11 protein-coding genes and 1 tRNA gene are annotated in these 13,350 nt (G+C 71.3%); 4 read left to right on the top strand and 8 right to left on the bottom strand.

Annotation, left to right across the window (positions count from 1 at the left end; all coding sequences use genetic code 11):
- The first annotated feature begins 18 nt into the window (after positions 1-18).
- Positions 19-1,308, top strand: coding sequence for a cryptochrome/photolyase family protein (locus Psi02_RS24705; RefSeq protein ID WP_203978033.1), 1,290 nt, complete (start codon positions 19-21; stop codon positions 1,306-1,308).
- 159 nt (positions 1,309-1,467) lie between these two features.
- Here the strand turns inward: Psi02_RS24705 and fdhA are convergent, their stop codons facing one another.
- From fdhA to Psi02_RS24725, 4 genes are all read right to left on the bottom strand, one after another.
- Entirely contained in the window at positions 1,468-2,682 is a 1,215-nt protein-coding gene (gene fdhA, locus Psi02_RS24710; protein WP_203978034.1) for a formaldehyde dehydrogenase, glutathione-independent, read from the bottom strand.
- A gap of 132 nt (positions 2,683-2,814) precedes the next feature.
- A complete protein-coding gene (locus tag Psi02_RS24715) occupies positions 2,815-4,575 on the bottom strand; it encodes a SelB domain-containing protein (protein ID WP_203978035.1) in 1,761 nt (586 codons plus the stop codon).
- Positions 4,575-5,846: an L-seryl-tRNA(Sec) selenium transferase gene (gene selA, locus Psi02_RS24720; protein WP_239095120.1), complete on the bottom strand. Its 1,272-nt coding sequence runs from the start codon at positions 5,844-5,846 to the stop codon at positions 4,575-4,577. The genes Psi02_RS24715 and selA overlap by 1 nt, the downstream gene beginning before the upstream one ends.
- 64 nt (positions 5,847-5,910) lie before the next feature.
- Positions 5,911-6,801 carry a LysR family transcriptional regulator gene (locus tag Psi02_RS24725; protein ID WP_203978037.1) on the bottom strand — a complete coding sequence of 297 codons (891 nt, stop codon included), beginning with the start codon at positions 6,799-6,801 and terminating at the stop codon, positions 5,911-5,913.
- 105 nt (positions 6,802-6,906) lie between these two features.
- Here Psi02_RS24725 and Psi02_RS24730 point away from each other — a divergent pair, with 105 nt between their 5' ends.
- Positions 6,907-7,758: an oxidoreductase gene (locus Psi02_RS24730; RefSeq protein ID WP_239095121.1), complete on the top strand. Its 852-nt coding sequence runs from the start codon at positions 6,907-6,909 to the stop codon at positions 7,756-7,758.
- A 67-nt stretch (positions 7,759-7,825) separates the two neighbouring features.
- Here the strand turns inward: Psi02_RS24730 and Psi02_RS24735 are convergent, their stop codons facing one another.
- Complete coding sequence (locus tag Psi02_RS24735) at positions 7,826-8,287, bottom strand: hypothetical protein (RefSeq protein ID WP_203978038.1); 462 nt, start codon at positions 8,285-8,287, stop codon at positions 7,826-7,828.
- A gap of 278 nt (positions 8,288-8,565) precedes the next feature.
- A tRNA-Sec gene (locus Psi02_RS24740) sits at positions 8,566-8,661 on the bottom strand.
- Between the two features lie 174 nt (positions 8,662-8,835).
- Here Psi02_RS24740 and selD point away from each other — a divergent pair.
- Positions 8,836-9,843 (top strand): selenide, water dikinase SelD, encoded by a 1,008-nt coding sequence (gene selD, locus Psi02_RS24745; RefSeq protein ID WP_203978039.1) that lies wholly within the window; start codon positions 8,836-8,838, stop codon positions 9,841-9,843.
- A 14-nt stretch (positions 9,844-9,857) separates the two neighbouring features.
- Here the strand turns inward: selD and nrfD are convergent, their stop codons facing one another.
- Positions 9,858-10,826 carry an NrfD/PsrC family molybdoenzyme membrane anchor subunit gene (gene nrfD / locus Psi02_RS24750; RefSeq protein ID WP_203978040.1) on the bottom strand — a complete coding sequence of 323 codons (969 nt, stop codon included), beginning with the start codon at positions 10,824-10,826 and terminating at the stop codon, positions 9,858-9,860.
- On the bottom strand, positions 10,823-11,593 hold the full coding sequence (locus tag Psi02_RS24755) for a 4Fe-4S dicluster domain-containing protein (RefSeq protein ID WP_203978041.1): 771 nt from the start codon (positions 11,591-11,593) through the stop codon (positions 10,823-10,825). Before Psi02_RS24755 ends, nrfD begins: the two co-directional genes overlap by 4 nt.
- 381 nt (positions 11,594-11,974) lie before the next feature.
- On the opposite strand from Psi02_RS24755, the gene Psi02_RS24760 reads away from it, so the two are divergent.
- Entirely contained in the window at positions 11,975-13,333 is a 1,359-nt protein-coding gene (locus Psi02_RS24760; RefSeq protein WP_203978042.1) for a carboxypeptidase-like regulatory domain-containing protein, read from the top strand.
- Positions 13,334-13,350 lie beyond the last annotated feature (17 nt).

A 13,350-nucleotide genomic window follows, 5' to 3' on the forward strand; every position in this document is an offset into this window, starting at 1 on the left:
CGCCTCGAAGAGCAGTATGTGGAGACGGTCATCGTGCTGCTCACCAGGGATCTTCGAGTCCACGACAATCCGGCCCTGGCGGAGGCGTGCGAGCAGGCGCGGCATGTCGTACCGCTGTTCGTGGTCGATCCGGCCATCGAACCGCGCCATCGTGCCGACTTCCTGTCCTGTGCCCTGGATGACCTGAGGTCCCGTCTCCGCGAACTGGGCGGCGATCTGGTGGTACGGCACGGCGACCCGGTCGCCGAAGCGATCAAGCTGGCGCGGCAGGTTCAGGCGGCCGGGATCTGGGCCGCGGCGGACGTCAGCACGTTCGCCCGGCGCCGCGAGGAGCGCCTCGCGGACGCGTGCGCGGGCGAACGGCTCGACTTCCGGCTGTTCTCCGGCCTGACCGTGGTGCCGCCCGGCGATCTCGTGCCCATCGGAGGGGACCACTACCGCGTGTTCACGCCGTACTGGCGGGTCTGGTCGCAGACCCGCAAACGGCGTGTCCTCGACCCTCCCGCCCAGGTGCGGCTGCCCGCGAATGTGGACCCCGGAACGCTTCCCGCTCCATCGCCGAAACCGTTCGGACTGCTCAAGGGTGGTGAGACCGAGGGGCGGCGGCGCCTGGACGAATGGCTGGGCGGCGGGCTGGCCGGCTATGCCCAGGGCCACGACCTCGCGGCCGTGCGGACGTCGATGTTGAGCCCCTATCTGCGGTTCGGGTGCGTCTCACCCGTCGAGGTGGTGACGAGGTCGGCGGCCTTGCCCGGCGGCGAGGACTACGTGCGGCAGCTGTGCTGGCGCGACTTCTACTACCAGGTCGCCTCCGCGTTCCCCGAGCTGCCGCGGCGGGACTACCGGCCGCGGCGTGCGACCTGGGAGGACGACGCGGAGGCCGCGGAGGCCTGGCGCCAGGGCATGACCGGTGTGCCGATCGTGGACGCCGGGATGCGCCAGCTGCGTGAGGAGGGGTGGATGCACAACCGCCTCCGGATGATCGTCGGCTCCTTCCTCACCAAGCGGCTCGGGATCGACTGGCGGATCGGCGCGGACCACTTCAACGATCTGCTGCTGGACGCCGACATCCCCAACAACTGCGGCAACTGGCAGTGGGTCGCGGGCACCGGCAACGACACCCGGCCGAACCGCGTGCTCAACCCCCTCCGCCAGGCCAAGAAGGTCGATCCCGACGGCGAGTGCGTGAGGCGGTACGTCCCCGAGCTCGCCGGCCTCCCCGGATCGACCGTCCACGAGCCCTGGCGGCATCCTGCCCCGGTGCCCGGCTACCCCGCGCCGATGCTCAACGAGCGGCTCCTTCCGTGACCTCGGGCAGCGTCCCCAGATCATGGGTGTACAGCCGTCCTCACGGCGGGCGAGAACGGCCCGGCGACCGGAGACGAGGAGATCATCGACACCCTCGCCGCCCTGCTGCATCGCGGCCTCGCCGGAACACCGTCCCACCCGTCGTGAAGGCCGGGCCCGTCACACGGTGATCAGGCCGTGCGGGTCGAGGACGTACTTGCGAGCCGCTCCGTGGTCGAACTCCTCATATCCGTGAGGCGCCTGGTCGAGCGGCAGGACGGTCGGGTTGACCGCCTTCGCGATCTGCACGCGGTCGTTGAGTATCGCCATCATGAGCTTGCGGTGATACCGCATGACCGGGCACTGTCCGGTGACGAACGAGTGCGCCTTGGCCCATCCGAGGCCCAGCCGGATCGACAGCGACCCCTCCTTGGCCGCGTCGTCCTTGGCTCCGGGATCGCCGGTGACGTACAGCCCGGGAATGCCCAGCCTGCCGCCGGCCCTGGTGACCCGCATCAGGGTGTTGAGCACGGTGGCGGGCGCCTCCTCGGCGCCGGGCCCGTGCCCCTTGGCCTCGAATCCGACCGCGTCGACGCCCGCGTCCACCTCGGGAACGCCGAGGATCTGCTCGATCTGCTCGCCCGGGTCGCCGTCCGCCACGTTCACGGTCTCGCAGCCGAAGCTGTGCGCCTGGGCCAGCCGGTCCTTGTTGAGGTCGCCGACGATGACCACCGCGGCGCCGAGCAGGAAGGCCGAGCACGCCGCGGCGAGCCCCACCGGTCCCGCGCCGGCGACGTAGACCGTCGACCCGCTGGTCACGCCCGCCGACACGCAGCCGTGGTAGCCCGTCGGGAAGATGTCCGCGAGCATGGCCAGGTCGAGGATCTTCTCCATCGCCTGATCCCTGTCGGGGAACCTGAGCAGGTTCCAGTCGGCGTAGGGCACCAGGACGTACTCCGCCTGACCGCCCGGCCAGCCGCCCATGTCCACATAGCCGTACGCTCCGCCCGGCTGCTCGGGGTTGACCCGCTCGCAGATGTGGGTGTCGCCCGACTTGCAGTTGCGGCAGCGGCCGCACGCGATGTTGAACGGCACCGACACCAGGTCGCCGACCTTGATCACCTCGACGTCGGGGCCGACCTCCACCACCTCACCGGTGATCTCGTGGCCGAGGACGAGTCCGGGCGGGGCGGTGGTGCGGCCGCGGACCATGTGCTGGTCGCTCCCGCAGATGTTGGTGGCGACCGGTTTGACGATCGCCCCGTGCCCGACCTTCCGTCCGACGTTGGCCGGAGGCACCCCCGGCCCCTCCTTGAGCTCGAACTCGGGATAGTCGGTGTCGACGATCTCTACATGTCCTGGCCCCTCGTACACGACAGCCTTGTTGCCCGGCATGATGGCGGCTTCCTTCCTTGCCGAGTCTCCGGCCGCCGGCTGCGACGAGGACGGGGGGTGGGGGGCGGCCGAGCGGCCGTCACCGGGCCCTCGGGCGACGACGGCCCTTTGACTCGAAGGTATACCTGCTGGTCAGGAGCCGCCTACCCGGCATCTGCGGTGGTAGTCGTCCACCCGCTCGGTGAGTCCCTGGCGGTCGAGATGCTCCAGGAGGGGGACCGCGACCCTGCGGCTGGTGCCGAGGGCGGTCCTGGCCTGGCTGACCGTGAAGGGCTGGGGCAGCCCCGCCAGCACCGCCGCCGCCCTGGCGTCCGCCCCGGGCAGCAGCACGATCCCGTCGGCCACCCGCAGCAGCGCCCCGGCCCGTACGGCTGCCGCCAGCTCACGGGGACCCAGCCCCAGATCGGTGAGGCGTCCCGCCTCCGGCGCGAGAAAGGGGTGCGCGGACAACTCCGCGCCCAGCCTCCGGACGGCTCCGGCCACGGACGCGGGCAGGCCGCCGGACGGTCCGCAGGCGATCCGGCCGCCCGCCGCCTCGAGCGGAGGCCGCACCAGGGCCGTGACCAGCCTCCGGTCGGGCAGCCCGAGCGCATGGCGGGCCGCCTCCACCGGCATCCCGGGCTCCAGGGGATGGTCGGCCGCGTGCTCGCGCACCACCTCGGCCAGCCGTCCGGCCAGCCGGGACCAGTGGGCGGGATCGGCGTGCCAGTCCCCTTCCACCGGCGGGCCGGGGAGGTCGCAGCCCATGGCCAGAAGTTGCTCTCCGCGCAGCAGCCGGTGGACGCGGAGCAGGGACTCCGCGTCCAGGCTCGCCGCGGCGAGTTCGTCGGCGCGAGCCCGGGCCGCGCCCCGCCGGCCGAGCTCGGGCGGCCGCACGTCGAGGACCCGCGCCCCGGCGAGCACGCGCGACGCCCGGTGGCCGCCGGGATCACGCAGCAGCAGGAGGTCACCGAGGTGAAGCGGCAGCCGCCTGCCGAGGCGCAGCCGTGCGGCCGGCCCGCCGAGCGGCCGCACGTCGCAGAGAATCGCCGCGGACCCGATGTGGGCGATCAGCCGCCTCGGCAACGGACCCGAGAAGCCCGGCGCGGCGGAGATCCGCACGTCGACCAGGTCGCTCGAGGTCCAGGCACCAGGCGTGACGAGGGCCCGTCCACGCTCCGGCACGGCCCTGCCTCGCAGGTTGACCGCGACCCTCGCCACTCCGGTCGCCGAGTCCACCCGCTTCTTCAGCGACTCCAGGGCCCGGATCCCGACCGGTTCGCCGTCCATCTCCAGCTCGTCGCCGACCGCGACGCGGCCTGCGGGAAGCGTCCCCGTCACCACCGTCCCGCTGCCGCGCACGCTGAAGACCCGGTCGATCCACAAGCGCACCGGGGCCGCGGGGTCGGGAACGGGCAGGGCCGCCACCAGCCGGTCCAGGGCCGCTCGCAGCTCGCCGAGCCCCTCCCCCGTGCGCCCGCTCACGACCAGCGCCTCGACTCGGCCGAGACCGCCCTCCGCCAGGCGGGCGCGTGCCTCCCGGACGGCGGGCCCGGGGTCGGCGAGGTCGGCGCGGGTCACGACGAGCAGGCCCAGCCGTACGCCGAGGATCTCCAGCGCCACCAGATGCTCCTCCGACTGGGGCATCCAGCCCTCGTCGGCGGCCACCACGAACATCACGGCGGGCACCGGGCCGATCCCGGCGAGCATCGTGCCGAGGAACCGCTCGTGTCCCGGCACGTCGACGAACGCGACCCGCTCCCCCGACGGCAGGGCCGTCCAGGCGAAGCCGAGCTCGATCGTCAGCCCCCGCCTGCGCTCCTCCTCCAGCCGGTCGGGTTCCATCCCGGTGAGCGCCCTGACCAGGGTCGACTTGCCGTGGTCGACATGGCCGGCGGTCGCGATGACGTGCATCAGCGGCTCGCCGCCAGCACGGCCCTCGCCACGTCACCGTCCTGCCCCGCGTGAACGGCGCGCAGGTCGAGCAGCAGCCTGCCGCCCTCCACCCTGCCGACGACGGGCGGATCCCCCGTCCGCAGCGGTGCGGCGAGCCGCTCCGGCAGGCTCACCGCCGCGCTGGGCAGGGACACCCCGGGCGCCGCGCCGCCGCCCACGGTCGCCTCCGCCGGTACGGCTCTCGCGTCGATCCCCGATCCGGCCAGCACGCCCGCCAGTGCCTCCGCGCGGTCGAGCAGCTCTCGGGGGTCGGCGTGGAGCGCCTGATGGACGGGCGGGGCGGGTCCGCGCAACGTGGCCTCCAGGGCCGCGAGCGTCACCTTGCCGACCCGCAGCGCGCGGGCGAGCGGATGCCGCCTGCACCGCTCGACGAGGTCGTGCCGCCCGAGCAGGAGCCCCGCCTGGGGACCGCCGAGGAGTTTGTCGGCACTGGCCGTGACCAGGTGGGCCCCGGCCATCAGCGTGCTCGCCGCGTCGGGCTCGTCGGGCAGCAGCGGCTCGCGCTCCAGCAGCCCCGAGCCGATGTCGGACACCACCGGCACGCCGAGCCGGGCCAGGTCTCCCACTGCGGCGGAACCGGTGAACCCCTCGATCCGGAAATTCGAGGGGTGGACCTTGAGCACGAAACCGGTCTCCGGCCCCACGGCCGCGCGGTAGTCGGCGAGCGTGGTGCGGTTAGTGGTGCCGACCTCACGCAGTCGCGCGCCGGTCGAGACCAGCAGGTCGGGGATCCGGAAGCCGTCACCGATCTCCACCAGTTCGCCGCGGCTGACCACGATCTCCCGTCCCGCGGCGAGGGCGGTGGCGACCAGGACGAGCGCGGCGGCGTTGTTGTTGACCACGTGCACGTCGTCCGCGGCGGGCACGGCGTCCGCGAGCGCCGCAAGGGCGGTCCTGCCCCGCCTGGCCCGGGCGCCCGTGGCCAGGTCGAACTCCACGTCGGCCGGGCCCGCCACCGCGGCCGCGGCCTCGACGGCCGCGGGTGACAGAGGCGCTCTGCCGAGGTTGGTGTGGAGGAGGACCCCGGTCATGTTGATCACTGGGCGCAGGTGGGTGGCGTGCGGGGGAAGCGCCGCCAGGGCCGCGCCGGCGACGTCCTCCGGCTCGATCTCGCCCTGCCGTACGCGCTGCTGGGCGGCGGCGATCGCGTCCTTGACCACCGCCCGCCCGAGCCGCTCAGCCGTCGCGGCCAGGCGCGGGTCGGCGAGCACGGCGTCGGTGCGCGGCACGCGCCTTCGTCGGTCCACACTTCAACGTACAGCGCCACCCGCTCTCACCTGCGACGACGCGCAGTCACAGGGCTTCGCCGGACGCGAGTTCGGACACGACGGCGGCGAATCCCCGCACGAGGGGATTGTCCGCGCCGTCGACCCAGGCGAGGGCCACCTTCAGTGGTTCGACGTCGGTGAGCGGGACCCAGGCGAGATCGGGGCGGGCGTAGTAACGGGCCATGCTGTGGGGTGCGAAGCAGATGGCCGTGCCTTCGGCGACCTGCTCGAGCATCTCCTCGACGTTGTCGTTGGTCGGTCCCCACCGTGGCGCCGACCCGTCCGGTCTGGGGTTGACCGCCCACCAGTCCACCCAGGCCCGTGGTGCCCGTTCTGTCCACATCAGCGGTTCGTCGTTGACCTCGAGCACGGAGATGCCGTCGCGGCGGGCGAGCGCGTGGCCGGACGGCAGGCCGACGACCCGGGGCTCGGTGTGCACGATCTCCGCGTGCAGGCCGGCGAGGTCGGCGGGCAGCCAGACGAAGGCGACGTCCACCCGGCCGTCGCGCAGCGCCGTGACCTCCTCGCTCCAGTCGAACCGCTTCGGCTCGACCCGCACGCCGGGATTGCGGCGGGCGAACTCGGCCCGCGCCCGGGTGGTGAGCTCGCCGGCGCCGCTGGCCTCGAAGCCCACCCGCAGCACCCCGGTCTCGCCGCGCAGGTGCCGCTCCGCGACGGCCGCCACCCGTGCGGCCTGGAGCAGGGTCCGGCGTGCCTCCGCGACGACGTCACGTCCGGCCACCGTCTCGGTGACGCCTCCGGCGTGGCGGTCGAACCGCCGCACACCGAGCTCGGATTCCAGGTTCTTGAGGGCGTATGAGAGGGCGGGCTGGCTCACGTACAGCCGTTCCGCGGCCCGCCCGAGGTTTCCCACATCGGCGATCGTGACGAGATAGCGCAGCTGACGCAGCTCCATCCAGCGATCATAAATCCTCTTTATGACCTAGACGACCTTCTGTCTTGGACGCGGAAGGGCATCCGCTGGCATCAATGGAGGCGTTCCCCACTGAGGAGATTCGCGATGAACACTGAGCATGAGCCGTCCGGCAGGGTCTGGTTGATCACGGGCGCGTCCTCCGGTTTCGGCCGGTCGATCGCCGAGGCGGCCCTGGACGTCGGCGACACCGTGGTGGCCACCGCGCGCAGGCCGGAGGTCCTCGACGACCTGGTCGCGGCACATCCCGGCCGGGCGGTCGCGGTGCCGCTGGACGTGACCGACAGCGCGCGGATCGCCGCCGTCGTCGCCGAGGTGATCCTTTGGCACGGGCGGGTCGACGTCCTGGTCAACAACGCCGGCCGCGGGCACCTCGGCGCGGTCGAGGAGACCACCGACCAGGAGTTGCGCGAGCTGATGGACCTGCACTTCTTCGGCCCCGCCACGCTGACGAGGGCGGTGCTGCCGCACATGCGCCGGCAGGGGTCGGGCGTGATCGTCCAGATGAGCAGCATGGGCGGCCGCTTCTCGTTCCCCGGCGTGGGCGCCTACTCGGCGACCAAGTTCGCCCTCGAGGGGCTCTCGCAGGCTCTATCCCAGGAGGTCGCCCCGTTCGGGATCAAGGTGCTGATCGTGGAGCCCGGATCGTTCCGTACCGGCCTCGCGAGCGCCTCCTCCACCCAGTCGGCGGCGATCCCCGGCTACGAGGGCACCGTCGGGATCGTCCGCACCGAGTTCCCGAGCTCGGACGGGAAGCAGCCGGGCGACCCCGCGAAGGCCGCCGCGGCCATCCTCACCGCGTTGGAGGCGGAGGAGACGCCGCTGCAACTGCCCCTGGGCGACGACGCCACCGACGCGATCCTCGCCCGCCTCGACGCCTCCCGCGCCGAGACGCTGGCCTGGGAGCGGATCAGCCGCGGCACCGGCTTCGACGCCTGACGCCGGGCGCCGTAAGCGGAGGCGGACGGGAATCGAACCCGCCAGGCCGAGGACGCCTCACGCAGGCTCAGCCGCATGCCACCCGGTTGACGTACCGCGTGATGTAGTTCCCCTGGGCGTTGGGCCCGGAGACGTCCGCGATCCCCGCCTGAAGCCAGATGCACATGCCCTTGCCGTACACCTTCGCCGGACCCGCGTAGTACTTGTACATGCCGCTGTCGGAAGCGAAGTTGTTCTTGACGTGATTGTCGTCGTAGGCACTGTTGTTGATCGTGATGTAGATGTGCGTCGCCAGGCCGTAGAAGACGTAACTGGTCCGCTTCACGGCGGCGGCGCAATTCCAGCCGGTGCTGGAGTCGTAGTACAGGTGGATGTCGCCGACCGTGCCGTACTCGTCGTACACCGGCCAGCTGCCGACGTCGGTACCTGTGCAGCCGTACGCGCCCGCGTTGGCCGCGGTGGCCGGCGCGACCAGGAGGCCGGCCGCGATCGTCAACATCGCTCCCACTTGCAGCAGCTTCTTGAACACGATCGTCTCCCCGTATCTAGTTGATCATCGTACGGTACGGGATGACTGGCGGCTTTTGCGATCATTTCGACCACAAAATCCATGCCTGACCCTCTGCGGAATCTGCTCGCCCGTTGAGAAGAGCGGTCGATGTGACCGCCGAGCCGGTGCCGGCGGAGAAGGTGGTTGCGCTCATCCCGGCTTCCGCGGCCGTCTCTCGGGCGATCAGGCCGTGATGCGGGCACCCCCGGGGTGGCACGCACAGGGCGTGACGGGGTGTTCTCCCTGGTGGAAATGGGTGGCGGAGGCGGACGGGAATCGAACCCGCCAGGCCGAGGACCTCGGCCTCGTCGGTTTTGAAGACCGCGGGGGCCACCAGGCGCCCAGACACCTCCAGGAGAAAACCTAACCCGAACCGGGTACGGCTCTTGCGGCACGCCACGACGTGGCGTGCCATGTCAGGGGCTGACCATGGCAGGGGCGGGACCATGGCGGGGGCGGGACCATGGCGGGGGCGGGACCATGGCGCGGGCAGGCTGGACGGGCCCCGCGGACCGGAGGAGCGCGGCATGACGGAGACGACGGCACCAACCGGGATCCGGCTGACCCAGTACGCGCACGGCGGCGGTTGCGCGTGCAAGATCCCACCCGGCGAGCTGGAGATCATGGTCTCCGGCCTCCTCATCGGCTCCGAACCGCCCGGCGACCTGCTGATCGGGCTGGACGACGGAGACGACGCCGCCGTGGTCCGGATCGAGGGCGGCCGTGCGGTCGTCGCGACGGCCGACTTCTTCACCCCCGTCGTGGACGACCCGTACGACTGGGGGCGGATCGCCGCGGCCAACGCGCTGTCGGACGTCTACGCGGTGGGCGGCGAGCCGCTCGTCGCGGTCAACCTGCTGGGCTGGCCCCGGGACACCCTGCCGCTCGAACTGGCCAGAGAGGTCCTGCGCGGGGGCCTCGACGTGGCTCTCAAGGCGGGATGCCACGTGGCCGGCGGCCACAGCGTCGACGATCCCGAGCCCAAGTACGGCATGGCGGTGACGGGCCTGGCCGATCCCGGCCGGCTGCTGCGCATCGACGGAGGCCGAGCCGGGCTGCCGATCTCGCTGTCCAAGCCGCTCGGGGTGGGCGTGTTGAACTCCAGGCACAAGGCCACCGGAGAGGTCTTCCCCCAGGCCGTCGCCGCGATGACCACGCTGAACGCGGACGCCTCCCGGGCCGCTCTGGCCGCGGGAGCGCGGTGCGCCACGGACGTCACCGGATTCGGCCTGCTTGCGCACCTCTACAAGCTGGCCAGGGCGAGCGGCGTCACAGCGGTGGTCGACGTGGCCGCCGTGCCGTACCTGGAGGGTGCCCGCGAGGCCCTGCGGGACGGCTACGTGAGCGGCGGCACCCGACGCAACCTGGCCTGGGTGGAGCCCCACCTGGACGCCGGCCGGGTGGGGGGCGACGAACTGCTGCTGCTCGCCGACGCGCAGACGTCCGGCGGGCTGCTGGTCGTGGGCGAGATCCCCGGCGCGCCCGTCATCGGGGAGCTCGTCCCCAGGGAAGGCGCGCCCCTGCGCCTGCGGTGACCTCCGTCGCGGCGCTACGGCGTGTCCGGGCCGCCCTCCTGGTCGGGGACGGCGACGAGCCTTCGCCCCGTGGCGCGGTCTCGCTGTGGGACCACGGTGTACTTCGGGTCGAGCGCCGACGCCTTGCCTGCCGCCAGCATGCCGAATCGGGTGCACAACGCGCCCGCGGTGATGGCCAGGCCGGACATGGCGGTGAGCGTGCGGCTGCGCCCGGCGACCGTGGCCAGCAGCCCGCCTGCCAGAGTCAGAGCCCGCGACGCCTTGATGAGAAGGCCCGCCCTGCCCTGGTGGTACGGCTCGCCCTCCAGGCCGAGACGCCGTTCGATGATCGCCGCCGCGGTGGTCTCCATGACGGCCCCCAGGGCCGCCGCCACCCTGGCCGGCGCCGCCTCGGCGCGCGGAGTCGTCAGCATGCCGGCCGCCCCCGCGCTCGCCAGGGCGCTGCCCGCGAACAGGAAGGGCATCTCGCGCCGGGCGGCATGCCAGGCGGGCACGGCGGTGTCCGCGAGGAGCACTCCGGTGTAGGTGGCCATGACGGGGCCGGTCAGGGCGCTCGCCATGACCGCCGCATCCCCCGCGAGGGGCAGCAGTCCGGTCAGCGCCGAGGCGGCGCCTGCCGCCGTCAGACCGCCGTGTACGGCGAGGGTCCACGAGCCGACGCTCATCGGGGAGGTGACCTTGAAGACGCGCAACATGTTGAGGAACCGCTCGGGTCTGCCCAACTCGGCGACGAGGAGCCCCGATCCCAGGCCGGCCCCGGCGAAGGCGGTCATCCTCGCGGCGAAGGCGAGGCGGTCGTGCCCGGAGAAGCGGGCCGCGGCGGCGACCACCGAGGAGGCCCCGGACAGCCCGCCCAGATAGAGGTAGACCGGCATGTGGGGTTCGTGCCAGACCGGAGGCTTCAGGACCGGCTGCCCGTAGTAGGAGCGGAACTCGGCCTCGGGAACCGTCACCGCGGGGTCGCCGCCGCGCCCGGCCCTCATCGCCGGCTCCCCAGGAAGCACGCCGCCACGGCGCCGACCAGGGCGACCGCGGCCCCGCCCGCCCACCGCCACATCTCCGGAAGGTCGCGCGTGGTGACGACCGGATCCGGCGGCAGTCCATAGGTCTCCGGCTCGTCCAGCAGCAGGAAGAACGCCCCGGCGCCGCCGACGCCGTCGTCGGGGCTGTCGCCGTACAGGCGGGCCTCGGCCACGCCGTCCGCATGCAGCCGTTCGAGGCGGGCCGCGGCCCGCTCCCGCAACTCGTCGAGCGGGCCGAACTGGATCGAGTCGGTCGGGCATGCCTTGGCGCAGGCCGGCTCCAGGCCTCCCCGTTGCCGGTCGTAGCACATCGTGCACTTCCACGCCCGGCCGTCGCGCTCCCTTCGGTCGATCACGCCGTACGGGCAGGCGGGCACGCAGTAACCGCAGCCGTTGCAGATGTCCGCCTGCACCACCACCGTGTCGAACTCCGTGCGGAACAACGCGCCCGTGGGGCACACGTCCAGGCAGGCCGCATGAGTGCAGTGCTTGCACACGTCCGACGACATCAGCCACCGGTCGTCCTGCTCGATGAACGCGACGTGCCGCCAGGTGTCGGCGCCGAGCTGCCCGGTGTTGTCGTACGAGGTCGCCCGGAAGACGAACCCGTCGTCGGGTACGCCGTTCCACTCCTTGCAGGCCACCTCACAGGCCTTGCAGCCGATGCAGATCGACGTGTCGGTGAAGAAACCGACCCTCGTGGGTCTCGTCTCGGCCTCTTGTGTCACAAAGAGCCCCCTGCCGATGACTGTGCGAGTTTTCGAATGAATCTGGGAGAAACGCTTAAGAGCGCCGAGACTGAGTGTTGACCGCCTCGCCGCGAAGGTTCGCTCTCGAAGAGCTCTCCGTCCGCCGCATGCTTCGCGGGCTGGAAACGTCAGGAGCCCTTCTTGTGCACGTTGCCCGAGGCCCAGGAGCGACAAACCTCTACGGGATCGTCATGCCGGCGGCCCCAACCGACTGACGAACAGGCCTCAGAGCCGCTGCGTAACGGCATCCGCGCTTTCTTCGCACCGGCGAAGCCCGCAAATAAAGGCGGCCGTTCTGTCATCGGCGATGTGTAAGATCATCGCCTCATCCCCCAAGACAAAGGCAACCAATTGCGACGCATGATCTTCAGCGCGCTCGTCGGCGTCGCGGTCACGCTCACCCTGGCCGCCCCCGCACGCGCTGACACTGCGGACCAAGCGAAAATTCAGACGGTCCTCGACTTGCAGGCCACGCCTCACACCCTGGACCAGGCGCACCCGTCCGCGGCCGTCAGCGGAAAGGTGACCGACCAGGCGACCGGGAATCCGGTTCCGAATGCGCCGGTCAACCTCGGCGCCAACGGAGGGTCGGTGAACGCGACGGCCGTGACCGACCAGGCCGGTGAGTTCACCGCAACGTACACCGTCAACACCCGGCCGTACGTCGACGACAGCGCGCACACGGTCTCCGCCTATGTGTACGAGACCGATGAGTTCCTGCCGAGCGACAGCAAGGTCGTCGTCTTCACGGTGAACACGACGCCGACCAGGCTGACGCTCACCGCCGATCGCAGCAAGGCCGACTACGGCCAGCCGATCAAACTCAGCGGCACGCTCACGGCATCGGGTGCCGCTGTGTCCGGCAAGACCGTGACGATCACTCCGAGTCCTGACTACCCGGCATCGTGCAACGTCTACGACACCGCGCCGGTCACGGCTTCGGTACGGAGCGACGGCACGTTCTCGACGACGGTGAAGCCCCGCTGCGGCGTGCTCTCCTACACCGCTTCGCTGACCGCCCAAGGCTGGTACGAGCAGGCAAGCGCGACGACGGGTGGCACGCGGATCCGGCAGGCCGTCGACATCCAGATCGGCCCGGCGATCACGAAGGATGGGAACGTAAACGTCAGCGGCTCGATCCACGAACGGTACGCCTTCGGGAGTTTCAAGGGGCGCACGATCCTGCTCCAGTACAGTCCCGGGAGCTACGCGAAGGCCTCCGGCAAGTGGACCACCAAGAAGACTCTCAAAATCCAGTACGACAATTCCTTCCATTATTCGTTCCCTCACTTCAACCAGTCCGGCTACTGGCGAGCGCAGATCGCCGCATCCGGCAACACACTGGCCGCGACGAGCCCGGTAAAGAAAGCCTGGCGCTGGAACACGCATTTCGCCGGCGTGAAGCTCAGCACGAAGAAGACCACCTTCCGGCACAAGCTGACCATCGGCGGCCAGCTCATCCGCTCGGTCGCCACCAACCACGGAAACAGCTATAAGCAGATCGGCTTCGCCAAGCAGCGGGTGCAGATCGGCTTCACCTGCAACAACCGCAAGAACGTCTGGTACACCGACAACGGCTGGGTCACGACCGACTCGCATGGCCGGTTCAAGAAGACCATCAGGGCCTACTGCACCGGCAAGATGTTCGTCATCTACTGGGGCGGCTCGGACACCTACCGCACCGACTCGAAGAACCTCCCGATCACAGTGAAGGGCTGACGCGCTCAGTCCGCGAC

The organism is Planotetraspora silvatica (assembly GCF_016863315.1).
Taxonomy (GTDB): domain Bacteria; phylum Actinomycetota; class Actinomycetes; order Streptosporangiales; family Streptosporangiaceae; genus Planotetraspora; species Planotetraspora silvatica.

Coding starts and splice junctions, on each gene's coding strand:
- Psi02_RS24715 (WP_203978035.1), bottom strand. CDS start 4,575: ATGCACGTCATCGCGACCGCCGGCCATGTCGACCACGGCAAGTCGACC.
- Psi02_RS24760 (WP_203978042.1), top strand. CDS start 11,975: ATGATCTTCAGCGCGCTCGTCGGCGTCGCGGTCACGCTCACCCTGGCC.
- Psi02_RS24730 (WP_239095121.1), top strand. CDS start 6,907: ATGAACACTGAGCATGAGCCGTCCGGCAGGGTCTGGTTGATCACGGGC.
- fdhA (WP_203978034.1), bottom strand. CDS start 2,682: ATGCCGGGCAACAAGGCTGTCGTGTACGAGGGGCCAGGACATGTAGAG.
- selD (WP_203978039.1), top strand. CDS start 8,836: ATGACGGAGACGACGGCACCAACCGGGATCCGGCTGACCCAGTACGCG.
- Psi02_RS24725 (WP_203978037.1), bottom strand. CDS start 6,801: ATGGAGCTGCGTCAGCTGCGCTATCTCGTCACGATCGCCGATGTGGGA.
- nrfD (WP_203978040.1), bottom strand. CDS start 10,826: ATGAGGGCCGGGCGCGGCGGCGACCCCGCGGTGACGGTTCCCGAGGCC.